The 25,755-nt window shown below is 40.8% G+C and carries 20 protein-coding genes and 1 pseudogene; 9 read left to right on the top strand and 12 right to left on the bottom strand.

What is annotated here, in order from left to right; all coding sequences use genetic code 11:
* Window positions 1–915, bottom strand: a complete 915-nt coding sequence (locus MHI16_RS03825) for an NAD(P)/FAD-dependent oxidoreductase (RefSeq protein ID WP_058015483.1) — start codon at window positions 913–915, stop codon at window positions 1–3.
* A gap of 65 nt (window positions 916–980) precedes the next feature.
* Complete coding sequence (locus MHI16_RS03820) at window positions 981–1,418, bottom strand: Rrf2 family transcriptional regulator (RefSeq protein ID WP_058015484.1); 438 nt, start codon at window positions 1,416–1,418, stop codon at window positions 981–983.
* A 182-nt stretch (window positions 1,419–1,600) separates the two neighbouring features.
* Here MHI16_RS03820 and MHI16_RS03815 point away from each other — a divergent pair, with 182 nt between their 5' ends.
* Entirely contained in the window at window positions 1,601–1,972 is a 372-nt protein-coding gene (locus tag MHI16_RS03815; protein WP_024718616.1) for a hypothetical protein, read from the top strand.
* 116 nt (window positions 1,973–2,088) lie between these two features.
* Here the strand turns inward: MHI16_RS03815 and MHI16_RS03810 are convergent, their stop codons facing one another.
* Window positions 2,089–3,414: a 6-phospho-alpha-glucosidase gene (locus MHI16_RS03810; RefSeq protein ID WP_058015485.1), complete on the bottom strand. Its 1,326-nt coding sequence runs from the start codon at window positions 3,412–3,414 to the stop codon at window positions 2,089–2,091.
* A 17-nt stretch (window positions 3,415–3,431) separates the two neighbouring features.
* Window positions 3,432–5,021: an alpha-glucoside-specific PTS transporter subunit IIBC gene (locus MHI16_RS03805; RefSeq protein WP_058015486.1), complete on the bottom strand. Its 1,590-nt coding sequence runs from the start codon at window positions 5,019–5,021 to the stop codon at window positions 3,432–3,434.
* A 148-nt stretch (window positions 5,022–5,169) separates the two neighbouring features.
* On the opposite strand from MHI16_RS03805, the gene MHI16_RS03800 reads away from it, so the two are divergent.
* The gene (locus tag MHI16_RS03800) at window positions 5,170–5,934 is read left to right on the top strand and encodes a MurR/RpiR family transcriptional regulator (protein ID WP_058015487.1); all 765 of its coding nucleotides are present in this window, start codon (window positions 5,170–5,172) and stop codon (window positions 5,932–5,934) included.
* A gap of 121 nt (window positions 5,935–6,055) precedes the next feature.
* Here the strand turns inward: MHI16_RS03800 and MHI16_RS03795 are convergent.
* Together MHI16_RS03795 and MHI16_RS03790 are read right to left on the bottom strand one after the other, a co-directional pair.
* Window positions 6,056–6,505 (bottom strand): annotated as a pseudogene (locus MHI16_RS03795) (SMI1/KNR4 family protein); the annotation flags it as partial.
* A 113-nt stretch (window positions 6,506–6,618) separates the two neighbouring features.
* Window positions 6,619–7,587 (bottom strand): tRNA-dihydrouridine synthase, encoded by a 969-nt coding sequence (locus MHI16_RS03790; protein ID WP_058015488.1) that lies wholly within the window; start codon window positions 7,585–7,587, stop codon window positions 6,619–6,621.
* Window positions 7,588–8,130: 543 nt separating this feature from the next.
* Here MHI16_RS03790 and MHI16_RS03785 point away from each other — a divergent pair.
* Window positions 8,131–9,681, top strand: coding sequence for a T7SS effector LXG polymorphic toxin (locus MHI16_RS03785; protein WP_058015489.1), 1,551 nt, complete (start codon window positions 8,131–8,133; stop codon window positions 9,679–9,681).
* 25 nt (window positions 9,682–9,706) lie between these two features.
* Window positions 9,707–10,042, top strand: coding sequence for a hypothetical protein (locus MHI16_RS03780; protein ID WP_058015490.1), 336 nt, complete (start codon window positions 9,707–9,709; stop codon window positions 10,040–10,042).
* 296 nt (window positions 10,043–10,338) lie between these two features.
* Here the strand turns inward: MHI16_RS03780 and rlmD are convergent, their stop codons facing one another.
* Window positions 10,339–11,715: a 23S rRNA (uracil(1939)-C(5))-methyltransferase RlmD gene (gene rlmD / locus MHI16_RS03775; RefSeq protein ID WP_058015573.1), complete on the bottom strand. Its 1,377-nt coding sequence runs from the start codon at window positions 11,713–11,715 to the stop codon at window positions 10,339–10,341.
* 60 nt (window positions 11,716–11,775) lie between these two features.
* On the bottom strand, window positions 11,776–12,684 hold the full coding sequence (locus MHI16_RS03770; RefSeq protein WP_058015492.1) for a diacylglycerol kinase: 909 nt from the start codon (window positions 12,682–12,684) through the stop codon (window positions 11,776–11,778).
* 181 nt (window positions 12,685–12,865) lie between these two features.
* Here MHI16_RS03770 and MHI16_RS03765 point away from each other — a divergent pair, with 181 nt between their 5' ends.
* A complete protein-coding gene (locus tag MHI16_RS03765) occupies window positions 12,866–13,819 on the top strand; it encodes a nucleoside hydrolase (protein ID WP_058015493.1) in 954 nt (317 codons plus the stop codon).
* A gap of 82 nt (window positions 13,820–13,901) precedes the next feature.
* Here the strand turns inward: MHI16_RS03765 and MHI16_RS03760 are convergent, their stop codons facing one another.
* Window positions 13,902–17,102, bottom strand: coding sequence for an efflux RND transporter permease subunit (locus MHI16_RS03760; protein WP_058015494.1), 3,201 nt, complete (start codon window positions 17,100–17,102; stop codon window positions 13,902–13,904).
* A 131-nt stretch (window positions 17,103–17,233) separates the two neighbouring features.
* Between MHI16_RS03760 and MHI16_RS03755 the strand changes: the two genes are divergently transcribed.
* Window positions 17,234–18,079 carry a TetR/AcrR family transcriptional regulator gene (locus tag MHI16_RS03755; protein WP_058015495.1) on the top strand — a complete coding sequence of 282 codons (846 nt, stop codon included), beginning with the start codon at window positions 17,234–17,236 and terminating at the stop codon, window positions 18,077–18,079.
* 182 nt (window positions 18,080–18,261) lie between these two features.
* Here MHI16_RS03755 and gatB read toward each other — a convergent pair whose 3' ends face one another.
* The 3 genes from gatB to gatC are packed head-to-tail and all read right to left on the bottom strand — an operon-like array spanning window position 18,262 to window position 21,468.
* Window positions 18,262–19,692 (bottom strand): Asp-tRNA(Asn)/Glu-tRNA(Gln) amidotransferase subunit GatB, encoded by a 1,431-nt coding sequence (gatB, locus tag MHI16_RS03750; protein WP_061407034.1) that lies wholly within the window; start codon window positions 19,690–19,692, stop codon window positions 18,262–18,264.
* 13 nt (window positions 19,693–19,705) lie between these two features.
* Window positions 19,706–21,163, bottom strand: coding sequence for an Asp-tRNA(Asn)/Glu-tRNA(Gln) amidotransferase subunit GatA (gene gatA, locus MHI16_RS03745; protein ID WP_268467427.1), 1,458 nt, complete (start codon window positions 21,161–21,163; stop codon window positions 19,706–19,708).
* Window positions 21,164–21,177: 14 nt separating this feature from the next.
* A complete protein-coding gene (gene gatC / locus MHI16_RS03740; RefSeq protein ID WP_003213898.1) occupies window positions 21,178–21,468 on the bottom strand; it encodes an Asp-tRNA(Asn)/Glu-tRNA(Gln) amidotransferase subunit GatC in 291 nt (96 codons plus the stop codon).
* A gap of 398 nt (window positions 21,469–21,866) precedes the next feature.
* Here gatC and putP point away from each other — a divergent pair, with 398 nt between their 5' ends.
* From putP to MHI16_RS03725, 3 genes are all read left to right on the top strand, one after another.
* On the top strand, window positions 21,867–23,348 hold the full coding sequence (putP, locus tag MHI16_RS03735; RefSeq protein ID WP_058015497.1) for a sodium/proline symporter PutP: 1,482 nt from the start codon (window positions 21,867–21,869) through the stop codon (window positions 23,346–23,348).
* A gap of 157 nt (window positions 23,349–23,505) precedes the next feature.
* Complete coding sequence (locus MHI16_RS03730; protein WP_170966033.1) at window positions 23,506–24,204, top strand: MgtC/SapB family protein; 699 nt, start codon at window positions 23,506–23,508, stop codon at window positions 24,202–24,204.
* 113 nt (window positions 24,205–24,317) lie between these two features.
* A complete protein-coding gene (locus MHI16_RS03725) occupies window positions 24,318–25,724 on the top strand; it encodes an alkaline phosphatase (RefSeq protein WP_342498098.1) in 1,407 nt (468 codons plus the stop codon).
* The last annotated feature ends 31 nt before the right edge of the window (window positions 25,725–25,755 follow it).

Raw genomic sequence — 25,755 nt, 5'->3', positions numbered from 1 at the left:
TCATAGAGATGTTTTTTGTTGAAATTCTTCCTGCACAAGTTCATGAATGACGCCCATTCCTGCCTGGCTTCCAGCTGCTGCGGCAAGGACAAGCTGAGCTGGCCCGCCTAAATTGTCACCGCATGCAAAGACACCGCTGACGGTTGTACGTCCAAGAATATCTGTTTCGATACCGCCATTTTTCGTCATTTGACAGCCTAGTTTTTCAGCAAATGGAGCTGACTGTTTGAATTCACTTGCGACAAATCCGCCTTCTCTATTCACCGTTTCCCCATTCGCAAGGTGAATAGAGTGCATTTGCCCATTCTCATGATGAATGGACATAATCGGTACATCAATGACTTGGATAAAATGTGCTGATAGCAATGCCTTCTCCTCTTCAGCAAACACTTGCTGTCCATTCGTAAACACGATCAAATCCTTTGTCCAATTGGAAAGAAGTTTAGCCATATGCAAGGCGCGTGGATTCTCAGCAATGAGAGCAAGCGGCTTGTCCTTTAGCTCCCAGCCATCACAGAAAGGACAGCTAAACAACGTCTTTCCATACACTTCATGAATCCCCTTCATCTCTGGCAGTATATCCTTTAGTCCTGTTGCCAATATGATTTTCTTCGCTTCAAATCTTTCTCCCTCTTGTGTCAGTAACGCAAAGTTGTCCTCATTGTTTTGTATCTCAACAATTCTAGTTCGTTTGATTTGGATATTGGGGTAGTTTTGAAGATCTGCTTCACCCGCTTGTCTGATCTCAAACGGTGTCATCCCATCGTTTGTAATAAACCCATGTGATTCCTGAGTCACTCGATTTCTTGGCATCTTGTCATCGAATACAATGACCTGTTTTCTACCTCGCCCCACAACAAGTGCTGCACTTAATCCAGCTGGTCCGCCTCCAATAATGACACAATCTAATAACATATAAATCTCTCCTTTTTATTCAAGACTTTAAAGACTCTTAATATCTATAATTTATTCAAAAAAAATCACATCTTGAAAAATGGATTTTTTTCTCTCTGCTCAATTTGGCTAGCGATATCAACTAACCGCTTTTGACTTAGTGCTTCCTGCATTTTCATTTCAACATCCTGCATGGCTTGTTCAATCAAACAACCATCATGAGGCATAAAAGAATCATGTTCTAAGGAACAACGAAATAAATTGGTTTGTCCCTCTACCGCCTGAATGACGTCTAAAAATGAAATGTCCTCCTTCTTTTTCAGAATGGTGTAACCACCTTTTGCACCAGGCGTTGATTCAATTAAACCCGCCTTTACAAGCTTTGTTAAGATTTTGGATAAATAAGTGGATGAAAGGTCTTGCATCTTGGCGAGAGGCTCAACGCCAATTGCTTTCCCCTTTGGTGCAAGGGTTAAAAATACCATCGTATGAAGCGCATAGTTGGTTGCTTTAGAATATTTCATCAGATGATTTCCTTTCTATCTATTATAGACCTTTTATATCTGTAATTGATCATAAAAGATTCAAGAAGAAAAAGCAAGTCTTGTGGATCTGCTTCTTTTTTTCATTCCACATTTCGCATATCCTTCCGATAATAGAGGTAAGCACGAATCAAATTTGATGAAAACTAGAAGGAGTGAACAAAATGTCAGATCAACAGCACAATGCAGCACACGAAGAAGAAGAGGAATTTAACGTATATGATATGCTTCCACCCGCAGGAACAATCATTGGTGAAGCAACGGAAGAAGAAATGGAAGCTGCGGCAGCATTAGAAGTGAGACATTACGCCTTTATGCGTCTTCAAGACTCGTACATTCAATTTGACGGATCTTCCTATAAAGAATTGCTCAAAGACTTTCAAGAACTAGAATTTGATTCTGCAAAGTTTTGGAGAGCCATCGCACGACGCCTGCAAGTCCCATACGAATGGCCCATCCGAATCGACCACGCAAACGGTCCTATTTATATTGGCGAAACAGAGGATAGCCGTGAGGTTGAGGAGAGTGCGGAGTAAAGGAAATGTGACCCCCTTTTTGAAAAAGGGGGCTTTTCGTCTCCTTCACAATCCATCGATTGAAAAAACAAATAAGCAATATGAGCATTGTAACGCCCATATTGCTTATTCTCGTGTTATGTTAACTCTGGCCAAAAGGCTTGATTTGCCACAATTAAGTCATCTAGAATATCTTTTGCTACTTTAGCACTCGGCACCGTTTTCGATAATGTAATAGCCTGCCATAGTTTTTGATAGGACCCTTCTTCAAATGCTTCTACTACTAATTTTTCTACGCCAACTTGCTGCTCCATGAGACTTTTTTGAAATCTAGGAATTTCTCCAACCACTAACTTTTCTGGACCGTTGCTGCCAACGATACAAGGAATTTCGACCATAGCTGTTGGGTCAAAGTTCCTGATTGCGCCATTGTTCTCCACAATCATCAGCATCCGTTCCTTTTTATTAAAAGCAATGGCTCTTGCTAAATCAACGATATAGGAAGCGTGCTCATCAATGGCTAGCTTTGTTTCCTTTGCAGTACCTTTATCAATGATGGCCTGACATTCACTAAAAACAAAGGCTTCCCGTCCCTCCATCACTTCATTGGCACGTGTGAACTCTATATTTGAATGTGCCACTTCTTCATCTGGAAATAGATAGTATTTCAAATACGTATTTGGTACCGTTTTTGGATCAAGTGCTTGAATATCTTTAGCCTTTTTTAATGTGCTGTTCCAGCTCTTCTGCTGTTCTAGTTCAGATGTTCCATCTGCTGCATAACCATGCTGGCTTACATGCTGAATGACCTCAGGCATTAAGCTATTTCCTTTTTTATCTCGAATATCTGTCCACCAGCCAAAATGATTCAAACCATAATAATCTACTTCCAGTTCTTTACGTGAAGATAAGCCTAAATTCTTTGCAATCAATTCTTCAATTCCAATCGGCATATCGCATATGTTTAAAATTTTGGCATTCGGCCTTAGCTTACGTGTTGCCTCTGCTACTATTGCTGCAGGGTTAGAATAGTTCAACATCCAAGCTTCAGGAGAGTATTTTTCCATATAATCGACAAGTTCTAAGACACCTGGAATGGACCGCATACCGTAAGCGATTCCCCCTGGACCGCATGTTTCCTGCCCAACGACTCCATGCTTCAATGGAATTTTCTCATCTAATTCACGCATTGCATATTTGCCGACACGGATATGTGCCATCACAAAATCGACTTGAGTAAAGGCTTCTTCTGGGTCAGTACTTGCCAGCAGTCGAACTTCTGGCGCTCGTTCTTTTAACATAATCTCACAAGCATCTGCAATTGTATTTTGTCTAGTTTCATCATTATCATAAAGTTTAATTGTATGAATTGGGAACTCATCTAAATAGTCTAACAGCATCAAAATGATTCCCGGTGTAAATGTACTTCCGCCTCCAGCGATCGTAATATTAAATGTTTTCATGATATCCAGCTCCTTTTTCAATCTAATGAAAGTTTTGTTTCAAAGGACTCTCTCACTTGCGGTACACTTAAGCCAACGATGATTTGAATGCTTTGACCACTCTTAGCCATTCCATGTGCCAGTTTATTTTTTGTAAAGTATTCTCTATCTTTCACCAAGCTAGGGTCAATCACTGTAATACGCAGACGCGTGGCACAGTTTGTTACATCTTTAATGTTTTCTTTACCGCCAAGGCCTTCTAAGAAATAAACGGCTTTCTCTTCGTACTCAGACGCATAAACGGGCACTTCCTTTTTGTTATGATCCTTTTTATTAGCATTCTCATAATCTTGTTTTGTATATAGCCTCGTCTCCTCCTCATGTTTTCGTCCTGGTAATGGAATATCAAATTTCACAATCACCCATCTAAATATGACAAAATACAATGCTGTAAATAGACATCCAATTGTGGCTTGGATCAGATAAATCCCTCCATGATTTGAAGAGAGCGGAATCCAGTTCAAAGCAGCTATTTCAATAAGCCCGGAACCCATCATTCCGACAACACCAAACATATTCATGATTGTCACCATGGTTGCTCCAAGAAGTGCATGTATGACAAATAAATAAGGCGCAAGAAATAGGAATGTAAATTCAAGTGGTTCTGTAATTCCGGCAAATACCGCTGTTAATGTGGCGGGTAATACCAATGCCAAAACCTTTTTTCTGTTTTCTTTCGGGGTAGAAAAATACATCGCTAGAGCTATCCCTAAACATCCGAACATCTTAATATTTCCATGCAGTAAAAATCCGTATGGATAAAGATCCTTCAAATCGGAGGTTGAGGTCGCAAATTCATTTAAGTGAGCAATCCAATATGGTTTTAACCCTCCATTTACAGCCGCTGGACCAAACTCAAAAGGTGTATAAATAAAATGGTGAAGTCCTGTTGGAATCAACACCCTTTCCAAAAAATGAAACAGCCAGACACCAATATAACCAGACTGTGCCATGAACCCTTGGAGAGATTGAATTCCCTGCTGAACATAAGGCCATACAAAAGCAACGACAAAAGCAATAGGAATCATCACAAAGAATCCGATGATGACAACAAAGACAAGCCCCTGGAAAATCCCGAGCATTTCAGGCAGCTTTTGATCATAAAAACGATTATGAATCCAAATCACAATTCCAGATATCATCACCGCACCAATGATACTTGTATCGAGCGTAGGTATACCCGCAATTTCTTTTACACCCGATACGTTCTCGACTCCTTGCGATAAATCAACACCAAAAGTGGACGGCCAAAGTGTCAAAATCGCATGAATATAATTATTAAACACAAGATAAATCATCAAAGCTGCGAGCGTCGCACGTGCTTGCGCTTTTTTTGCAAGAGAGATCGGCAAGCCAATCACAAATGCCAGCTCCATATGATTGAAAATCGTCCACCCTCCACTTTCAATCAGTGTCCAAGCCTTATACCACATCGTACCTTCTGCAGCCATATCCCCCATAATCGCTGGATTCTTACATAAAGTCGCAAGGCCGACAACAATACCAAAAAACGCGAATAAAAGGACTGGAACTACCATAGCACTGCCAAATCGCTTGATTGCATTCATAAGCATCACCCCTTTGTTTGATCCATAACACCACTGTAAAGGGAGCGCTTACAAAAACCAATAGGATTGACGTATTTAGAAATCAAGTTGTAACATTAGATTATATTTTCACAGGAAGAAAATATTTTCATGTTGGAGGGCACATCCCATGATATTGGACAAGCTGGTAAATGAATACTTCGAGAATTTAAATAAGAATGACCTGCACATTATTAAAACGATTCACGATCATCTTGAAGAAATGAAGACAATGAAAATTCAGGATCTTGCTCGTTATGCTCATACTTCCATCTCCTCCATTCATCGACTTGCCAAAAAAATAGGTTTCGACGGCTACAGTGACTTAAAGTCTTATGTGAAATTAAATCATCTTACTGAAGAATCAACACAGGATTTAATGAAACTACTCGATCAAGATATCAGCCAGACAAGGAAATTTATGGAGCAGCTGGACTTTCATCAATTAAATCAAATGATTGACCGCGCACCATATATTTATATTTATGGTACAGGAACTGCACAGCTCGATTTGGCCAATGATGTACAACGGCAGCTATGGTCACTGCATAAGAAATCTCAAGTATTACGAAGCAAGCGAGACTTAACAGATGGAATCATTGAATTTGGTGAGGATGACCTTTTATTTATCATTTCTTTATCGGGTGAATCGAAGAATCTAGATGAAATCATTCAATTAGTGAAAACGAGACATATCAAATTTATCAGTATGACCACATTGAGAAATAACCTCCTTGCACAAAATGCCATGTTTAACATCTATGTAAGCAGCACCCCGTTTCCTTTGTATAACAAAGTGGACAACTCAAGCTTTCTACCATTTTACATTGTGGTAGATATGATCGTCAGAAAATTTAGTGAGTGGAAATGGAATCAATTGAATAATAGGACTTAAACATAATAGGTACAGTTTTGGAGAGAAATAGTGAGAGAATCCATATTGCTTCACAAAAAAAGAGAGACTCTTTTGTCTCTCTCAAAAAACAACAAAACATTTTTCTGACTGCTTAATGTTATTCAGCAGTATAATGCCCAGCAATCAGTTCATCAAACGAATCCGCTAATTTGAAATCTGTCTCATCTTCTAGATCAAAGTAGTGAATCGGCGGATGTTCCTTTGTTTCTCTATAATCTAATGCGATCCACGTATGACCATCTCCACAAATAAGCACAAGTCCTTCAGGCAATTCCCATTCTTCTATTAAATAATCACTATCCATAATACCTTCGCCTTTGGCAATTCCTCTTAGATGGTTGAACTGTACATGATCCTCTGCCCATCCATTCGGCTGGTCCGTTGGAAAAGCATTATGCAGAGTATAACCGCCATTTTGTTCAAGAATCAGTTTTTTATATGTATCAGGCAGGATGATGCCTAGCTTCTTTTCCGCTTTTGCAATGCCTTTCTCATTGATTTTCTTAAATGTCTCTTCACTTTCTATGTCTTTATCCCAAAATGATTTCAAATAAAATACCTCCAATTGTTATTTCTATCTCATTTTACCATTTGGAACAACTAGTTTAATAGTCCTGTTCATAGAAAAAAGAGAAGGGCTTCCCCTCCTCTTTTTCATCATGATTATTCTTGATTTCTCGCTTCAAATTCATCTAGCATTGCACGCACTTCATCTGTTGAGGATGTGTTCATTAATTGGTTTCTTAGGAAGCTCGCTCCTCTGAATCCTTTTACATAAATCTTAAAGAAACGGTGCAGTGCCTTGAATGGACGCAAACCTAGTGATGAATATTGATCATGAAGATCAAGATGCAATCTTAAAAGACCTAGCAGCTCATCACTCGTATGCTCCTTCGGCTCTTTTTCAAAGGCAAATGGGTTATGAAAAATCCCGCGCCCAATCATCACACCATCCACTCCATACTGCTCAGCGAGCTTTAAGCCTGTTTGACGATCAGGAATATCGCCATTGATCGTCAAAAGCGTATCAGGTGCTACTTCATCACGAAGTTTTTTGATCTCAGGAATGAGCTCCCAATGCGCATCCACCTGGCTCATTTCCTTTCTTGTGCGAAGATGGATAGACAAATTCACAATGTCTTGCTCCAAAATGTGTCTGAGCCAATCTCGCCATTCATCGACTTCAGTAAAGCCAAGTCTTGTTTTGACGCTGACAGGTAATCCCCCAGCTTTTGCCGCTTGAATCAGTTCTGCCGCAACGTCTGGACGAAGAATTAAGCCACTGCCCTTCCCGTTTTGCGTGACATTCGGAACAGGACAGCCCATATTAATATCAAGCCCCTGAAATCCTAACCCCGCCATTCCAATGCTCATTTGTCTAAAGTTCTCAGGCTTGTCTCCCCAAATATGAGCAACAATCGGCTGCTCATCCTCTGTAAACGTTAAACGCCCTTTCACACTTTGAATCCCATCAGGATGGCAATAGCTCTCACTATTCGTAAACTCTGTGAAAAACACATCCGGTCTCGCCGCCTCACTCACAACATGACGAAACACAACATCTGTCACTTCTTCCATTGGTGCTAATATAAAAAATGGCCGCGGTAAATCACGCCAGAAATTTTTACTCATCTTTCATCCAATTCCTCTCATGACATAGCGCCTTTTAAGGGCATGTCCTTCTATAAAATATCATTATATACTTTAGTAAGAAGCCAACGCAAACGTTCATTCTTGGTGTTAAAAACCTTATTATAACAGGCCTTGATCATAATCAACTATGAATAATAATTGTAAATCGTTGCAATTAAAAGTATTCTTTTTGGTTAATATTATGGTTTTTTTATAAGCGACAATGCAAAAGAAGCGTAAAATAAACGTTAACAAAATACGATCAGCACTATATAAAATATCAAAAATTTCAGAAGGCGTAAACGTTGTTCAAAAAGGCAACTTTCGGGAAACGTGTTATGCAACGTGCTGTCAATAAAGCACACGGCAAGCTTGTGAAAACGTACACCTTTTCAAACTGTTCCACTTGTTATTTGAACAACTAGTCTTTATCACCTAAGCAAATCGGTTCAACTTCATGAAATGAAGTATTTATTCCCCAATCATTCTCCGTATAATGGTAAAATCTCTATTGATTGCGACCAAGCATTAAAGGAGAATACCATGAAAACGTTAGATGTTAAAACTTTGCACCATGCAATTGATCAAACACTGACACAATTAAAACAACAATCACTACATATCAAATCCCTTGAAAGCCAAATCAATCGAATCATTTCATTGGATGGCGCATTAAAGGGAGAAGCTGGACAAGCGATTCGAGCGTTTTACTCAGAGTGCCATATCCCTTTCTTGCAATTCTTTCAAGTCACGATTGGAGAATACACCTCCATACTCCAAAAGGTTCAGAATGCACTTCATGCATTTGAATCAAATGAAAATGGCTTTATCTCACAATCATTTCTCGAGCACGAGCTTGATCAAGGTTTAAAAAATGCCGAACGAGCCGTATCTGATATCATTTCAGATGTGAGCAGTGCCATCGGCAAAGTCAGCCATATTATTCATTTACCAAGTGTGGACGAGTCTGCTTTTCAAGCCAGTTACCAAAAAGCCTGGATGAACATCTCAAAAACCATCGGTACGCTCCATGCCTTTGACAGAGAACAAGCCAGTGCTTTGAATGAAACCAAGAACTCCATACAAACAATGAAGGAATACATAGACACTCTAGGCACAATGTTCACTGGTGCGAAAATCGGGATCACCACCTATCAAAAAGGATCTATTCTCAAAGATGAGGAAGACAAAAGAATCAGAAGTAACCTAAACGAATTGAATAAAAAAATAGACAGCCCCGGTGAAAATCCAATGGCGATCATGCTGAAGAAGCTGAATGATAAAGAGCGATCAAATGTGGATACGATTTTAAATAGGACACCGTCTAATAAAATCGATCAAAACGCCGTGTTCGTAAATGGAAAAGTATATAATACAAACGAAAAGCTTGACTTCGCAAATGCCAAAACAGTTGAAGTTATTCGAGATGGAATGCTATATCGGTTACGAATATCGGATCAAAACAAAGTGAATATTGAAAGCATCACAAAGATTTCCGACTTGAAAACGGGTGAACAAACCTCAACTATCTTAAATACAGCGGTTGAATTTACAGGAATAAATGATGCCATTCGAGTCATCACAGGGAGAGACCCTGTCACAGGTGACAAAGTCGCTGACATGGACCGTCTAGTATCAAGCTTGTACATGATACCAGGAGCTAAAATCGCTAAAGTTGGAAAATACGTATTTAAAGTAACGAAAGGAGAGAAAGTAGCCAAGAAGATTGTCAAAACACCTTCATTTGGCAAACACTCCGTACCAAAAGGTCCGTATCGTGAAGTAAATGGTTTCCCTGTAAAAGTAAAACCAGGCGCTCAAGAAAAACATATTCCTGATGCACCTAACTATAAACAAGAAGTTGCGAATGGTAAAACCAAGAGTATCTTTTATGGAGATAATAAAAAGGCACAAGAATTACTAGATAAGTTTGCAGGAAAAGGTGATATGTTCACTAAAAATAGGGAAAGAATAAATTTTGGTCAAGTAATAGGAAAATACTACGATCACAAATCCAACACATATGTAGAAACTACTAATGGGTTGATACATTACGGAAAAGACGGAGCTCACATAGTACCAGCGAGACCATAAAAATCATTATGAGAAGAGGATATACATGGGATATGATTCATTAATTAGAACATTAATAGATTTTGAAAAAAGTGATATGATACTAGAATGGAAAAGTGGTTTTAGAATTATCGGTAAACTAGATACGGTTTATGAAACAGACAATGGATTAGAAGATGACGATGTAAATTACACGGAATACCATGCAGCTGGAATTAAAGTGAATAAAATATTGGCTAATCCCACCAATAATAGTGGTAGTGTTTATGAATGGTTGAGAGAAGGTAATGCTTTTACTGAAATTTCCCTTTATAATGATCCACCAAAAGCAGTATATTTACCTGATGGTCAAAAAATATGGGAATTGGACAGTGATAAATAACAGACGAATAACAAAAGAAAGCCCCTCTAATAAAGAAGGGCTTTTCATTTTATTTTTGTTTTACCTGAACATATTTCGTAGGCTTTGTTTTATTTGAAGATACCTTTTTTAAATCCGACGGCTGGCGCAATTCCTTCCGCATGCCCCTCAGCCAACAAATCAAGGAAAGATTCTTATTTGAGCAGCACATCATCTCTTTTCGATCAATAAAAAGGTTTTCTGTCAATATTGCTGGCATTTCCCGCGTTTTTTTGATTTTGTTATAAATCGCAACATGTACAGCTCTTAAACCCTTTTTATTCAAGGGATAAAGACGCCACGCACTCCACATGACTCGTATGCGGAAACATATCCACTGGCTGCACTTCCTCCGTCACATACCCACCATCTTCAAGAATACGCAAATCACGAGCTAGCGTCCCGGGATTACAAGACACATACACAACGCGATTTGGCTTCATCTTTAAAATGGTGTCAAGCAGTGCTTCATCACAGCCTTTCCTTGGTGGATCGACAACTAGCGTATCTGCTTTGATGCCTTCTTTGTACCAGTTTGGGATAACAGTTTCTGCTTCGCCGACTGCGAATTCGACGTTGTTGATCCCGTTTAAGGCAGCGTTGCGTTTAGCATCTTCAATCGCTTCTGGCACAATTTCTACGCCATAGACTCTGCCTGCTTTTTGTGCGAGAAATAAGGAAATCGTACCGATTCCGCAATACGCATCGATCACGGTTTCTTCGCCTTGCAACTCGGCATATTCAAGCGCTTTGTCGTAAAGCACCTTTGTTTGAGCTGGATTCACTTGATAAAACGAACGGGCTGAAATGGCAAATTTGATGTCGCCAATTGTGTCATAAATGTATTCTTCACCCCATAAAACAGTCGTTTCGTCTCCGAAAATGACATTTGTTTTCTTCGAATTCACGTTTTGCACAATTGACCGAATGTGCGGGAAGCGTGCTATAATCTGCTCAATGACTTGCTGCTTTTGCGGAAAATCAGCTGTTCTAGTGACAAACACAACCATCATTTCACCTGTTGCAATACCGTAGCGAACCATCACATGACGCAGCCAGCCTTTGTGCCGCTCTTCGTTATATGCTTTGATGCCAAACGCATTGCATATGTCTTTTACTGCCTGTACCACTTCGTCATTTTCTGACTGCTGGATCAAACATTTTTCCATATCGATGATTTCATGGGTACGCTGCTGATAAAATCCTGCAACAAGTCCGCCTTCGCGTTCGCCAACTGGAACTTGTGCTTTGTTTCGGTAATTCCAAGGGTCTTCCATGCCGAGTACAGGATGAACTTTTACACGGCTCATATCAAGCTTGCCGATCCGCTCTAAAACGTCCTTTACTTGTTTCTGTTTAAATAGCAGCTGGCCTTCATAGCTCATATGCTGAATTTGACAACCTCCGCACTGCTTATAAATGGGACATGGCGCATCTTGCCTGTGCTGACTTTCCTTTGTCAGCTCCATGAGTCGCCCAAAAGCAAATCCTTTTTTCACACGTGTGACCTTGATTTTCCCTTGTTCGTCTGGAAGGGCATTCGGTACAAAGACAGGGAATCCTTCAATTTTCGCTACACCTGCACCTTCGTGCGTTAAGTCTTCGAAGGTTACATTGTAGTATTCATTCTTTTCAACAGGCGGTTTCATTTTCACCAATTTTATCACCTCATTTGCAAAGAAAAACTTGGCGCCATAAGGAACCAAGTTCAATCTCTACCCTATTTTTTCAGCTGTTGCTTTTGGCACAATAAATTCTATATGACGATACAGGTTTTCAAATTCACCTGGCAGCATGCCGCCGAATTCGCCATCTAAATTTAATTGCATTTTATCTTTTACATCTACCTTCACGCGATTCGCTTTTGCGTAGATGACATTGTTATCATGAATATGCTCGCCTCGAAGTGCAAGGCTGACTACTCGAATGGCTTCTGCTAAATTGACCTTCTTTAAAATAATCAGGTCAAACATTCCATCATCTAAAATGGAATCTGGCGCTAGTTTTTCAAAGCCGCCTACTGAATTTGTGAGTGAAACAAGAAACAGCATGATTTCTCCATGAAACAACTTACCGTCATATTCAATTTCGACTTCTGTCGGGCGGATCGAAGGAAGCATCTCCATGCCTTTTAAATAATACGCAAGCTGTCCAAGCATTGTCTTCAGCTTACTAGGCACTTCATAAGTGAGCTCTGTTAACCGGCCGCCTCCTGCAATATTAATAAAATAATGGCCATTGACTTTACCGATATCAAGCGGCTTCGCTACACCTTCTATAATAGCATCTGTTGCTTTTAAAACACCTTCTCGTGGAATTCCAAGTGCTCTTGCGAAGTCATTTGTTGTTCCAACGGGAATAATTCCTAGTTTTGGTCTTTTTTCAAGCGGGGCTAGTCCGTTGACAACTTCATTGATCGTGCCGTCTCCACCTGCTGCTACAATTAAATCAAAGTCTCGCTGTGCGGCATTCTCAGCTGCTTGTGTCGCATCTCCTGCACATGTCGTTGCATGACAAGATGTTTCATAGCCAGCTTGTTCAAATTTTTGCAAAACCTGCGGCAAATTCTTCTTGAAGAGTTCACGCCCAGATGTCGGATTGTATATAATTCGAGCACGTTTCATTCATCATCATCCTATATTCATTATGCAATCTATTTTCACCACTAACAACCTTTAATTATACTATGAGATTTGAAAATGGCAACAGAACAACCACCTAATATTAGAAATCTCCTGCCACATTTCCCTCAGCAAGAAAGCATTCTGATAAGATAAAAGAAAACGCTGTAAAGGATGGTTTGCGATGAAAAAGCCTGTCTATTTTAATCATGATGGTGGTGTTGATGATCTCGTCTCATTATTTCTTCTCCTTCAAATGGAACACCTGAAAGTGATCGGGACGTCTGTCATACCTGCTGATTGTTATTTAGAGCCTGCTCTCAGTGCGTCTCAAAAAATTATCGATCGATTTAGCCCTTATGAAATTGAAGTCGCTGCTTCAAATTCTAGAGGCGTCAATCCTTTTCCGAAAGAGTGGCGCATGCATGCTTTTTATGTAGACGCCTTACCTCTTTTAAACGAGAAAGGCTCTGTTGATACAAACGTGTCCAAGCTTCCAGCACACCTTCATTTAATCGAAACCGTTAAAAAGGCAGCAGAACCTGTCACGCTGCTCTTTACAGGCCCTCTCACAGACCTTGCTCGCGCTTTAGAAGAGGATCCTTCTATCTCTAATAAAATTGAAAAATTGGTATGGATGGGCGGTACGTTTCTTGAAAAGGGAAATGTGGAGGAACCCGAGCATGATGGGACAGCAGAATGGAATGCATTTTGGGACCCTTATGCTGTCAGCACCGTCTTCAAGGAACGCTTTCCTATTGAGATGGTCGCACTTGAAAGCACGAATCAAGTGCCGCTTACACTTGATGTGCGTCAGCGCTGGGCTTCCCTTCGTTCTCACATTGGAATTGATTTTATTGGGCAGTGCTATGCCTTTTGTCCACCACTCATTCATCATGAAACGAATTCGACGTATTACTTATGGGACGTACTCACCACGATGACGCTTGCTTCTTCATCATTTACCCATTCAAAAGAAGTGAACGCAATCGTTTATACCGACACGCCAAAGCAAGGACGTACCGAAGAACATTCAGATGGAAAGTCAATACAAGTCATTGACCATGTCGATCGTGATGCCTTTTTCCATGCATTTGAAGAGCTCATGAGAAAAGCTGTTTGTCAGATTTCAACATAAAAAAAGCCCCGCCAATAAACGGGGCTTTCAAATGAGTGAGAAAGGGTTGAAATGATCTTTATTTCAGCCCTTTGGCTTCCTCTTATTCTTCTTCAGCGTACTTTTTCTTACGTCTGAACTTGCTTAAAATTTCATACACAATTGGGACGATGACCAATGTGAGAAGTGTAGAACTTGTTAAACCGCCAATGACGGTGACGCCAAGTCCTTTTGATACGATCTGGCTTCCGCCTTCAAATCCTAATGCGAGTGGCAGCAGTGCACCAATCGTTGCGAGTGCCGTCATTAAGATTGGACGTAATCTTATTGTTCCTGCTTCAAGTAAAGCTTCTCTTGTTGAAAGACCTTCTTTTTCTTTATGAATCACTCGGTCAATCAAGACGATCGCATTTGTTACAACAATTCCGATCAGCATGAGCAGTCCAATCATGGCGTTTAAGCTAATGGTTTCTTTTGCTAAAAACAATCCAACGAGCGCGCCAATAATTGTAAATGGAAGTGAGAATAGAATCGCAAATGGTGCAAGACCTCCGCCAAATGTGATGACGAGAACGAGGTACACAATGGCAATCGCTGCAAGCATTGCGAGACCAAGCTGTGTAAAGGATTCCTCAATATCCGCACTTACGCCGCCTGTGTCAATCGTTACGCCAGATTTCACATCAAGCTTGTCGACTTTCTTCTGAACATCCTGCGTTACACTTGAGACGTTGTCTGTTGTCATGTCACCAGACACTTCTGCGTAGATTTTCCCATCACGTTTTGTCACTGTATTTGCTGTCGTACCGTCTTTTACTTTTACGACATCACCAATTCGAACTTCTTGTCCTGTAGGTGTTGTGATTTTTTTATTTTCTACATCTTTTATGCTCTTATATTCGTCTTTTTCGGTTTGAAGCTTCACATCAAGTTCTTTGCCGTCTTCTGTGACTTTCGTTAGTGTTGTTTCACTATTTTGAGGGGCAATCGCTTGAGCGATTTGAGAAGCAGTTAGACCTAGCTTCGCCAGTTTTTCTTGATCTGCATTAAACGTATATTCGTCGTATTTCTCAGATAAGCTTGTGCTGACATTTTTTAAGTTTTTCTCATCTTTTAAGATGTTCTCGACATCTTTTACTGTGCCTTCAATATCGCTTACTTTGTCGCCGTAGACATAGTACGTTACGGTATTGCTTGCGCCAGCAGACGAGAAGTCTTGTGATTTCCATTCCCCTTTAGACGTTTTGTCTTGCAGGGCTTTCGTCACTTTATCTTTTTCTTTATCAAAGTTTGGCGTGTCATCGTCATATTGTACGAAGAATAACGCACCGTTAGAGTTGCCCCCTACACTTGCTGTCATAGGATTTGAAGAACCTAGTGAATATTGAACAGTATTGACATGGTCACGCTTGATCAAATATTCTTCTGCTTTTTTCGTTTCATCAATTGCTTGTTCTCTCGTTTGTCCCGGCTCAGGAGTATATGTCACCATCGCCGTCTTTTCTACTTCCTGTGGTAAGAAGCTGACACCGACAAGTGGTGCTAAGAATAAGCTTCCGACAAGCATAAGAATCGCAATTCCTGATGTAATCCATTTATGGTTCAGTGTCCAATTGAGTACACGTCTATAACCGCCGGCAAGCTTACTTGGTTTATGCTCTTTTACTTTTTTCGCTGTGCCATACAGGTTCTTTTTAAATAGACTGTGTGCCATCATTGGAACAATCGTAATAGCGACAAGCAGTGACGCCATTAAAGCAAACACAATGGTTAATGCAAATGGGATGAATAGTTCACCAATCATTCCGCCCACTAATGCTAACGGTAAGAATACTGCAATAGTCACAATCGTCGAAGACATTATCGGGATAAACATTTCTTTTGTGGCTTCTCTGACGAGTGTCTTGCCTTTTAACGGTTCATCCTTTAACGCCATTCGTCGATAGATATTTTCTATGACCACAATCGAGTCATCGACCACACGCCCAATGGCGACGGTCATGGCACCAAGTGTCATGATATTTAATGTGATATCCAGCTGATTTAATAATAAAACAGCAATCAACAAGGATAACGGAATGGAGATGACCGAAATTAATGTTGATTTGATATCTCGAAGGAACAACATAATGATAATGATCGCAAAGATTGCTCCGATGATCGCCTTGTTCAGCATTGTGCTGACAGATTCTTTAATCGGCTCTGCTTGATCATATGTCGTACTGACTTTGATTCCTTTATTGTCTTTTTTGAATTTCTCAAGCTCTTTCGTCACTTCTTCTGCCACACTCACAGTGTTGGCATCAGAACCTTTGACAATTTGCAGGCCGATGCTGTCTTTTCCATTCGTTCTAGAAATCGATTCTGCATCTTTTACTACTTTAATATCCGCAATTTCAGAAAGCTTGATCGTTGGCAGTTCTACAGATTGACCGCTTGCTGCACCTCCACCAGTTTGCTGCTGAGCTGCTGCCTGCTGCTCCGCACCTTGCGCACCTGGGTTTTCAGCGCCGCTAGATGGTGCTCCAGCTCCAGCGCTTCCCGCACCGCCGCTTGCACTTGGTGTGACAGGGATTCGCATGTTTTTCAAATCTTTGACGCTTAAAATATTGCCGTCCACGACAACTGATTTTTGCTTGTTACCAAACGTGTATAGACCTAATGGTACATTGACATCAGAGCCTTTGATCATGTTTTGAACGGTTTCTTCATCTAAACCGTATTCTTTCAATTTCTTTTGTTTAAAAGAAAATTCTACTTCTTTGATTTGCTGTCCTGAAGCTTCGACAGAAGAGACACCGTCTAATCCTTCAATGGAAGGAACAAGGTCGTCTTCTACTTTCTGTGTAAGGTCTTCTAATGATTCTTTATCACCAGAGACACTGATCGCTAAGATTGGAATTGCGTTAATGCTAAAGCGTGCGATTTTTGGTTTTTCTGCATTTTCCGGAAAATTGATATTGCTAATCGCATCTTCAATTTCCTTCTTTGCTTCATCCATGTCTTTCTTGTAGTCGTACTCGATTTGAATAGATGAGGCATTTTCAAATGAATTGGATGTGACAACATTGACTCCGTTGAGGTTTTGAATAGACTTCTCAATCGGGTCGGTCACCTTATCTGATACTTCGTCCGGCGTTGCGCCAGGATACGTTGTAGAAACCGTAATGACTGGAGTGTTGATATTCGGGATTGATTCTTGTTTCATATTCAATCCGGCATATAGACCAGCAACTGTTACGATAATCGTCATGAGCCATACAGCGAACTTATTCTTTAATACAAAATTGATGATCGAATTCATTATGTCCTCCATTTTCCTTTATGTATTGACTGACTGGTCATTCTATATCATAATAAACGGTGATATACAATGCCGTCAACCATTTCACTTGCGTTTGACGTAACATTCTAAAGCTGAAGGGGCCTTATTTCATGAACGAAAAAAAAGAAAAAATCATTAAAGCAAGCATCCAGTTGTTTGCGAAAAAGGGTTTTTCTTCTACGACCATTCAGGAAATTGCAGATGAGTGCGGAATATCAAAAGGCGCATTTTATTTACATTTCAAATCAAAAGAACAGCTTTTCAATCGCGCCTTTGAATATTATATCGACACGTCCATGCAAAGTATTGAAACGATTCGAAAAGAGAATCAGCATCTCGCGCCGAGAGAGATCTTCCAGAAGCAAATCGCTGAACAGTTTCAGCATTTTGCTGAGAACAAGGATTTTATCATTTTGATCCTCAGCGAGAACATTATTCCAGAAAACCAGCAAATTAAAAAGTATTCAAAAACTGTGAAAAAGCAAATGAATGAGGAAATCCAAATTTCCATCTTGACCACTTATGGACAGGAGATCGAACCATATATAACTGACCTGTCAGTCATGATTCAAGGAATCATCCAATCGTATGTGCAGGTGCTGCTTTTACAAGATCAGCTGCAATTATCATTTGATGAGCTCTCTTCCTTTATACTCGAACGGTTTGATGATTTGGTTCAAGGCATGCTTCGTTCTCAGACGAAACCGATCTTAAAGCCAACCATTTGGGACGATGAAGCGCCGAGTGCTGCTTCCCTTCAAGAGGAGCTTCGTTTGTTAAAGCTTGAGCATTTACTTTCTGATGATACCCTTGTATCCATTGAAGTCATTGAGGAAGAACTGGCGAAAGCTGAGCCTCGTAAGCCAGTCATTCAAGGGATGCTGACGAATTTAGAAAAGTGTGAGGACCCTGCTGTCATAAGAGTAGTCGAACAATTGAAGCTGTTTCTTTCATAACTTTACGCGCTGTTTTTCCGATTCGTTCACCTTTATCCCCCTTCGAATGTGCACTTTCGCTTACGCTTCATTATAAGAAAAGAATCCCCGAATTGATATACGGCGGTGGTCTGAATCTATGATAAGACCCTGTCAGTTCAAATAAAAAAACCGCCTCTTCTCATGAGGCGGTTTTTTGCTATTTAGCGTTTTTTGATTTCTTCTAGGAGAATCTTGTTGACCATCGGCGGGTTTGCTTGTCCCTTCGATGCTTTCATGATTTGTCCGACTAAGAAACCAATCGCGCGGTCTTTTCCATTTTTAAAGTCTTCGATGGATTGCGGGTTGTTATCAAGTGCTTCTGTGACAAGTTTGAGCAGGGCACCTTCGTCAGAAATTTGGACAAGTCCTTTTTCTTTGACGATTGTTTCTGCGTCTCCCCCATTTTCAATCAGCTCTTTGAATACCTTTTTGGCAATCTTAGAAGAAATCGTTCCTTTTTCGATGAGCTTAATCATGCCAGCCAGGCCTTGCGGCGTTAGCTTTGTATCTTCCAGCTCTTTTTGAGCTGAGTTTAAGTAGGCAGATACTTCACCCATCAGCCAGTTTGAAGCTTGCTTCGCTTCTGCACCTTCTGAAATGGTTGCTTCAAAGAAATCAGACATTTCTTTTGTCAGCGTCAGCACCATCGCATCATACGCAGGAAGCCCTAGATCATCGATGTAGCGTTTGCGGCGCTCATCTGGAAGCTCTGGGATCGATGCTCTTACGCGTTCTTTCCACTCGTCATCAATGTACAGCTCCACTAAATCTGGTTCTGGGAAGTAGCGGTAATCGTCAGAACCCTCTTTGACACGCATGAGGATCGTCTTTTTAGACGCTTCATCATAGCGGCGAGTTTCTTGTTCGATCAAGCCGCCAGAAAGCAATACTTGCTCTTGGCGTTTCTCTTCGAATTCAAGACCTTTTTGGACGAAAGCAAATGAGTTCAAGTTCTTGAGCTCTGTTTTCGTTCCAAACTCTTCACGGCCGATCGGACGAAGTGAAATGTTGGCATCACAGCGAAGCGAGCCTTCTTCCATCTTACAGTCAGATACGCCTGTATATTGAATAATGGATTTTAGTTTTTCTAAGTAAGCATACGCTTCTTCTGGTGTGCGAATGTCTGGCTCAGATACGATTTCAACAAGCGGTGTGCCTTGACGGTTGAAATCGACAAGTGAATATCCGTCGCCTGTATGCGTCAGTTTACCTGCATCCTCTTCCAAATGGAGACGCGTAATACCGATTCGTTTCGTTTTGCCTTCTACTTCAATTTCAATCCAGCCGTTTTCACCGATCGGTTTATCAAATTGAGAAATTTGATACGCCTTTGGGTTATCAGGATAGAAGTAGTTTTTACGGTCAAATTTTGTATCTGTTGCGATCTCGCAGTTTAGCGCCATTGCTGCTTTCATTGCAAAGTTCACCGCTTCTTTGTTCAATACAGGCAGTACACCAGGATATCCAAGGTCGATGACACTTGTTTGCGTGTTGGCAGCTGCACCAAAAGGTGTCGGCGAACTGGAGAAAATTTTTGATTGTGTTTTTAGCTCAACGTGGACTTCAAGTCCAATTACCGTTTCAAAGTTCATTCTGATTCACCCCTTACAGTTCAGGTTTTGCTTTATGATGATCTGTTGCTTGCTCGAAAGCGTGAGCCACGCGGTAAACCGTTCCTTCATCAAAGTGCTTGCCAATGATTTGCAGTCCTAACGGAAGACCGTTTGCAAATCCACAAGGCACACTGATTCCTGGAACGCCTGCAAGGTTCACAGGGATCGTTAAAATATCGTTCGCATACATCGTCAGTGGATCGCTTGTCTTTTCACCAATCTTAAATGCAGGAGTTGGTGTTGTTGGTCCTACAATGACATCATACTTTTCAAAAACATCTTCGAAGTCTTTTTTGATCAATGTACGGACTTTTTGCGCCTTTTTATAGTATGCATCATAATATCCTGAGCTAAGAGCGAATGTGCCAAGCATGATGCGGCGTTTCACTTCGTTTCCAAAGCCTTCAGAACGAGTATTTTTATATAAATCAATTAGGTTGTCTACATTATCTGTACGGTAGCCATAACGGATGCCGTCAAAACGCGCAAGGTTTGCAGATGCTTCTGAAGAAGACAGTAAGTAGTAAGTCGCAAGCGCATATTTAGAATGCGGAAGAGACACTTCTTCCCATGTTGCACCAAGTCCTTCTAATACTTTTAATGCTTGAAGAACAGACTCTTTTGCTTCCTCGCCAACACCTTCTCCAAGGTATTCTTTTGGCACAGCAATTTTCATGCCTTTGATGTCTCCAGTTAATGAAGAAAGAAAATCTGGGACGTCGACATTTGCACTCGTTGCGTCCATTTGATCGACCCCAGCAATCGCTTGAAGAACATATGCGTTGTCCTCTACGTTACGCGTTATCGGTCCGATTTGATCTAATGAAGAAGCAAATGCGATTAAGCCGTATCTAGATACACGGCCATACGTCGGTTTCAGACCCACAACGCCGCAGAATGATGCCGGCTGACGAATCGAACCGCCCGTATCTGATCCAAGTGAAAATGGTACTTCACCTGCTGCAACAGAAGCTGCTGAGCCACCACTTGATCCACCTGGAACAGTGTTTAAATTCCAAGGGTTTTTCGTTGCTTTGTAGCCTGAGTTCTCTGTAGAAGATCCCATTGCAAATTCGTCCATATTTAATTTACCGATTGTAACTGCTTCCGCATCTCTTAGACGATTGACAACCGTTGCATCATAAATAGGATCAAAGTTTTGCAGGATTTTACTAGATGCTGTTGTACGTAAATCCTTTGTGACGATGTTATCTTTCACACCGATTGGCATACCGAACAATAGACCAAGCTCGTCCTTTTCACCAACTGCCTCGTCCAATTCCTTTGCATACGCACGAGCTTTCTCTTCGTCCAGTGCAAGGAATGCTTGTACTTTCCCGTCTACTTCATTGATTCGTTTATAAGACTCGTCCACTAAATCAGAAACAGACAGTTCCTTTTTATGTAAAAGCTCTTTTAATTCAGAAATTTTGTGATCAAACAGTGACATGCCTCAGGCCTCCTTTAGTCCAAAATTGATGGCACACGAATATAGCCGTCTTTATGATCAGGCGCGTTTTTGATAACTGCCTCAATGGAAAGACCTTTATTCGGAACATCTTCTCTCATGACGTTTTTCATTTTTAATACGTGTGTTGTTGGTTCAACGTTTTCCGTATCTACCTCGTTTAACTGCTCTGCAAATGAAATGATGCTATCAAGCTGTTCAGTAAACATTTCAGCTTCTTCTTCTGTAATTGCAAGCCGTGCCAAATGCGCCACGTGCTTTACTTCTTCTATTGAAATTCTAGACATGCAGGTTCACCTCCAAAAATGATACGTGTTCGTGGTCATGATCATAAGTCATATACACTTTATCATATCAAATTTTACTGTTCTAAAGCAACTTTACGCAGGCTTGAGATGGTAGCCATTCAACCCAAACCAGAAAGTATGAAAATAATTTGTATCAGAGGTTGAACATTTATCAGAAAATTTTTTCTTTTAAATGTTTTTGGTAGCGCTTACATATAGATTCTCATCAATCATTTCCGCTTTTTTTTATGTAAGAAAGAGGTTTAAGAAGGTTGATCAGCAGGGAATACTCTGTTAGGTTAAGTAACCATAGCAGTGAGCAGACAAACGAATTGGATGTTCTTGTATATTTTGAATGAGGTGATGTCAAATTAATACGAAAAAGGTGATATGGAAACATGAGTATTGAAATTGGAATTTCTCTATCTATTTATTTTATTGGAATGCTGGCCATTGGCTGGTATGCATTTAGAAAAACAAATGACTTGAATGATTATATGTTGGGCGGACGTGGGCTGGGTCCTTACGTGACAGCTCTATCTGCTGGTGCTTCAGATATGAGCGGCTGGATGCTCATGGGACTTCCAGGCGCGATGTATACAACAGGGCTTTCGTCAGGATGGCTTGCTGTTGGTTTGATTAGCGGGGCTTACTTGAATTATCTATTTTTAGCTCCTCGCTTACGATCGTATACTGAGGTTGCTGATGATGCGATCACCATTCCAGACTTTTTTGACAAACGATTTAGAGATTCTTCTACTTTATTAAAAGCTGTCTCAGCTGTCATTATTATGATTTTCTTTACACTGTACACCTCATCAGGTATGGTATCTGGCGGTCGTTTATTCGAATCTGCGTTTGGTGCCAATTATATGTTTGGTTTAATTTTAACCTCTAGTATCGTAATCTTATACACTTTATTCGGCGGCTTTTTGGCAGTTAGCTTAACTGATTTTGTTCAAGGAGCCATTATGTTTTTAGCATTAGTGCTCGTGCCGATCGTTGCCTTTACTCAATTAGGTGGCCCAATTGCCACGTATCAAGATATCCAACAGATTGATCCAAAATTGCTTGATATATTCAGAGGAACGAGCGTCATTGGCATTATTTCCTTCTTAGCATGGGGGCTTGGTTACTTTGGACAGCCGCACATTATTGTTCGATTCATGGCCATTACGACTGTAAAAGATTTAAAACCAGCACGTCGTATCGGTATGAGCTGGATGATTGTGTCTGTTATTGGTTCACTGTCTGTTGGATTAGTCGGTGTCGCTTATGTACATGAGACTAGTACCACTTTAGCAGACCCAGAAACCATTTTTATTGTGTTTTCTAAGGTGTTATTCCATCCGTATATTACTGGATTTTTACTCTCTGCTATTTTAGCTGCGATTATGAGTTCAATTTCTTCACAGCTGCTTGTGACTGCAAGTGCAATGACAGAGGATTTATACCGGACTTTCTTTAGAAGAAAAGCGTCAGACAAAGAACTAGTAATGATTGGACGTATGTCTGTATTGGTCGTTGCCATTATCGCGCTTTGTCTTTCACTTAATCCAAGTGATACCATTCTTGACCTTGTTGGTTATGCTTGGGCAGGTTTTGGATCTTCATTTGGTCCAGTCATCCTTCTATGCCTATATTGGAAGCGAATGAACCATCACGGTGCACTAGCAGGAATGGTTGTTGGGGCAGTTGTAGTCTTAACATGGATTTCAACCGGCTTGAATAATACAACTGGCTTGTACGAAATGGTTCCAGGATTTATTTTAAGTGGTTTGACTGCCATCATTGTCAGCCTCTTGACCAACAAACCATCTAAAGCTTCTAAAAAGCTGTTTACCAAAATGGAAAATCATCTTGAAGAAGAAACAAAATAAAGAACATGAGGGGTCATCTGCCTTAAGCGGATGACTCTCTTTTTTAAATAAAATGCTTTTCTTTCTCCCATTTCTGAATAAAATAGAAGTTGTGCAGCCATATGGGCTGTGAGAAGATCATATACATGATGTGAAACGTACATGAAGTGAAGGAGCGATACGCATGTTTTGGACGATTGAATGGGATACAGTCTTAAAGTTAGCCGTGGCCACCTTAATCGGTTTGATTATTGGGCTCGAACGAGAGCTGAAGAAAAAGCCGCTCGGCTTAAAAACATGTATTGTCATTGCTGTCAGCTCCTGCGTGTTAACCATCATCAGCATTGATGCAGCCTACAATTTCCCTCGAGTCTCTAGGCTTCAAATGGACCCACTCAGGTTACCGGCGCAAATTATATCTGGTGTTGGTTTTATTGGAGCAGGTGTGATTCTGCGAAAAAGCAATGATGTCATCTCAGGTCTTACGACTTCTGCGATGATCTGGGGAGCAGCAGGACTTGGGGTTGCAACAGGTGCAGGATTTTATAAAGAAGCCTTCCTCAGTCTTTTCTTTATTCTGGTTAGTGTCGAATTTCTACCGTGGCTCTTCCAGCGGATCGGACCGATTCGCTTACAGGAAAAAGAAATACGCATCAGAATGTCTCTTTCTGATCGAAACCGTATGACGGATATTTTAAAAGAAATGAAAGCCCTCAATATTCGCATTCATTCTGTTCGTATTGATGATTTAACAGAAAAGAACTATCCGATTATGGAAGTACGTGTACGCGTGCATAAAGATCGCTATACAACTGATGTGTATTTTGATATTAAAGATCTAGAAGGCGTCGTTGGCGTCAAGTGTGATACGGTATAAAAGGTGATGAGTCAAAAGTCTCATCACCTTTTTTTATGGGAAAAGGGGTTGAACCATCACCTTCATTCAAATAAAATACAAATTATGAAATAAATGATAAAAGGGGATTTTTCATGGGCTCTATGAATCGTAAAAAACGTATTTATCTTATGAGTGGAATTCTAGTAGTACTCGTATTCGCTGCTTTATTGACCTCACATTATGTCACTCCCGTATCAACAAATGCAGCAGACAAGAAACAAACGAAAACACCAAAAAATATTATTTTTATCGTTGGCGATGGAATGGGGATGCCCGTGATCAAAGCCTACCGCACATTCAAGCAGGAAAAGCTTGGTTCTCCAAAAGCACAAACCGTCTGGGACCCGCATTTAGTCGGGATGCAGACCACACACCCAGATGATCCTCGAGATAATATTACCGACTCAGCTGCCGCAGCCACGGCCATGGCGACTGGAAAAAAGACATACAATGATGCCATCGCCGTCAACCAAGATAAAGAACCTCTTAGAAGTGTCGTTGAAGCAGCAAAGGAAGCACAAATGAAAACAGCCTTTGTTGTCTCATCTGACATCACCGATGCGACACCTGCCGCTTTTGGCACACATAACGTCTCCCGAAAAAACAAAGAACAAATTGCAGACCACTTTTTTGATGAGAAAATAGGCGGAGAGCACAAAGTTGATATCCTTCTAGGTGGCGGAATGCAATATTTTGACCGAAAAGACCGTGATCTTGTGAAAGAATTTAAGAAGAGCGGATATTCCATTCTAAGATCAAAAGATGATTTAACTTCCCAATCATCTTCGAAAATGCTCGGCTTATTCCAAGAGGACGAGCTGGATCGAGCCATCGATCGTCCAAAGCATGTGCCTACTTTAAAAGACATGACACTGGCAGCATTGACCCAATTAAATCAAGACAATTCGCATGGGTTTTTCATGCTGCTTGAAGGCAGTACCATTGATTCTGCTGGACATGAAAATGATGTGGTCGGCGCCATGAGTGAGATGGAGGATTTTGAGAAAGCAGTCCAAGCGGCTCTTCAATTCGCTAAAAAGGATCAAGAAACCCTCGTCGTCATCACAGCAGATCATGCGACTGGCGGCTTTTCGTTTGGTGCAGATGGCATGACAAGTGAAACCGGCTATAAATGGGACCCAGCACCCATTCTAGCTGCTAAGAAAACACCTGTGTATATGACAAAGAAAATCGCAGACGGCCAATCGGTACGTGATGTCCTTCACACCAATATTGATTTCTCACTCACAAAAAAGGAAATCTCACAGGTGGAAAAAGCGGCACAATCAGGGAAGGCCAGTACGATTCAACTCAGCATTCAACACATCTTTGATCAACGTTCTTTCTCAGGCTGGACAACCTTTGCTCATACAGGTGAGGATGTCCCTGTCTATGCATATGGACCTGGGAAAGCAGCATTTCAAGGCTGGATCGATAATACAAAGCAAGGAAAGAATCTGTTTCACATCATTGAATCACCGTCCACCTATCGCCCATAAAAAAACAATCCCCGCCTTATCACAGAGGCGG

Source organism: Bacillus sp. FSL K6-0923, assembly GCF_038630825.1.
Lineage (GTDB): Bacteria > Bacillota > Bacilli > Bacillales > Bacillaceae > Bacillus > Bacillus pumilus.
The sequence above is the reverse complement of the archived record's forward strand: the minus strand, read 5'-3'. Positions and strand labels throughout refer to the sequence as shown.

Bases quoted from the DNA above. Each gene is read 5' to 3' on its own strand.
- MHI16_RS03825 (WP_058015483.1), bottom strand. From the start codon at position 915: ATGTTATTAGATTGTGTCATTATTGGAGGCGGACCAGCTGGATTAAGT.
- MHI16_RS03820 (WP_058015484.1), bottom strand. From the start codon at position 1,418: ATGAAATATTCTAAAGCAACCAACTATGCGCTTCATACGATGGTATTT.
- MHI16_RS03815 (WP_024718616.1), top strand. From the start codon at position 1,601: ATGTCAGATCAACAGCACAATGCAGCACACGAAGAAGAAGAGGAATTT.
- MHI16_RS03810 (WP_058015485.1), bottom strand. From the start codon at position 3,414: ATGAAAACATTTAATATTACGATCGCTGGAGGCGGAAGTACATTTACA.
- MHI16_RS03805 (WP_058015486.1), bottom strand. From the start codon at position 5,021: ATGAATGCAATCAAGCGATTTGGCAGTGCTATGGTAGTTCCAGTCCTT.
- MHI16_RS03800 (WP_058015487.1), top strand. From the start codon at position 5,170: ATGATATTGGACAAGCTGGTAAATGAATACTTCGAGAATTTAAATAAG.
- MHI16_RS03790 (WP_058015488.1), bottom strand. From the start codon at position 7,587: ATGAGTAAAAATTTCTGGCGTGATTTACCGCGGCCATTTTTTATATTA.
- MHI16_RS03785 (WP_058015489.1), top strand. From the start codon at position 8,131: ATGAAAACGTTAGATGTTAAAACTTTGCACCATGCAATTGATCAAACA.
- MHI16_RS03780 (WP_058015490.1), top strand. From the start codon at position 9,707: ATGGGATATGATTCATTAATTAGAACATTAATAGATTTTGAAAAAAGT.
- MHI16_RS03770 (WP_058015492.1), bottom strand. From the start codon at position 12,684: ATGAAACGTGCTCGAATTATATACAATCCGACATCTGGGCGTGAACTC.
- MHI16_RS03765 (WP_058015493.1), top strand. From the start codon at position 12,866: ATGAAAAAGCCTGTCTATTTTAATCATGATGGTGGTGTTGATGATCTC.
- MHI16_RS03760 (WP_058015494.1), bottom strand. From the start codon at position 17,102: ATGAATTCGATCATCAATTTTGTATTAAAGAATAAGTTCGCTGTATGG.
- MHI16_RS03755 (WP_058015495.1), top strand. From the start codon at position 17,234: ATGAACGAAAAAAAAGAAAAAATCATTAAAGCAAGCATCCAGTTGTTT.
- gatB (WP_061407034.1), bottom strand. From the start codon at position 19,692: ATGAACTTTGAAACGGTAATTGGACTTGAAGTCCACGTTGAGCTAAAA.
- gatA (WP_268467427.1), bottom strand. From the start codon at position 21,163: ATGTCACTGTTTGATCACAAAATTTCTGAATTAAAAGAGCTTTTACAT.
- gatC (WP_003213898.1), bottom strand. From the start codon at position 21,468: ATGTCTAGAATTTCAATAGAAGAAGTAAAGCACGTGGCGCATTTGGCA.
- putP (WP_058015497.1), top strand. From the start codon at position 21,867: ATGAGTATTGAAATTGGAATTTCTCTATCTATTTATTTTATTGGAATG.
- MHI16_RS03725 (WP_342498098.1), top strand. From the start codon at position 24,318: ATGGGCTCTATGAATCGTAAAAAACGTATTTATCTTATGAGTGGAATT.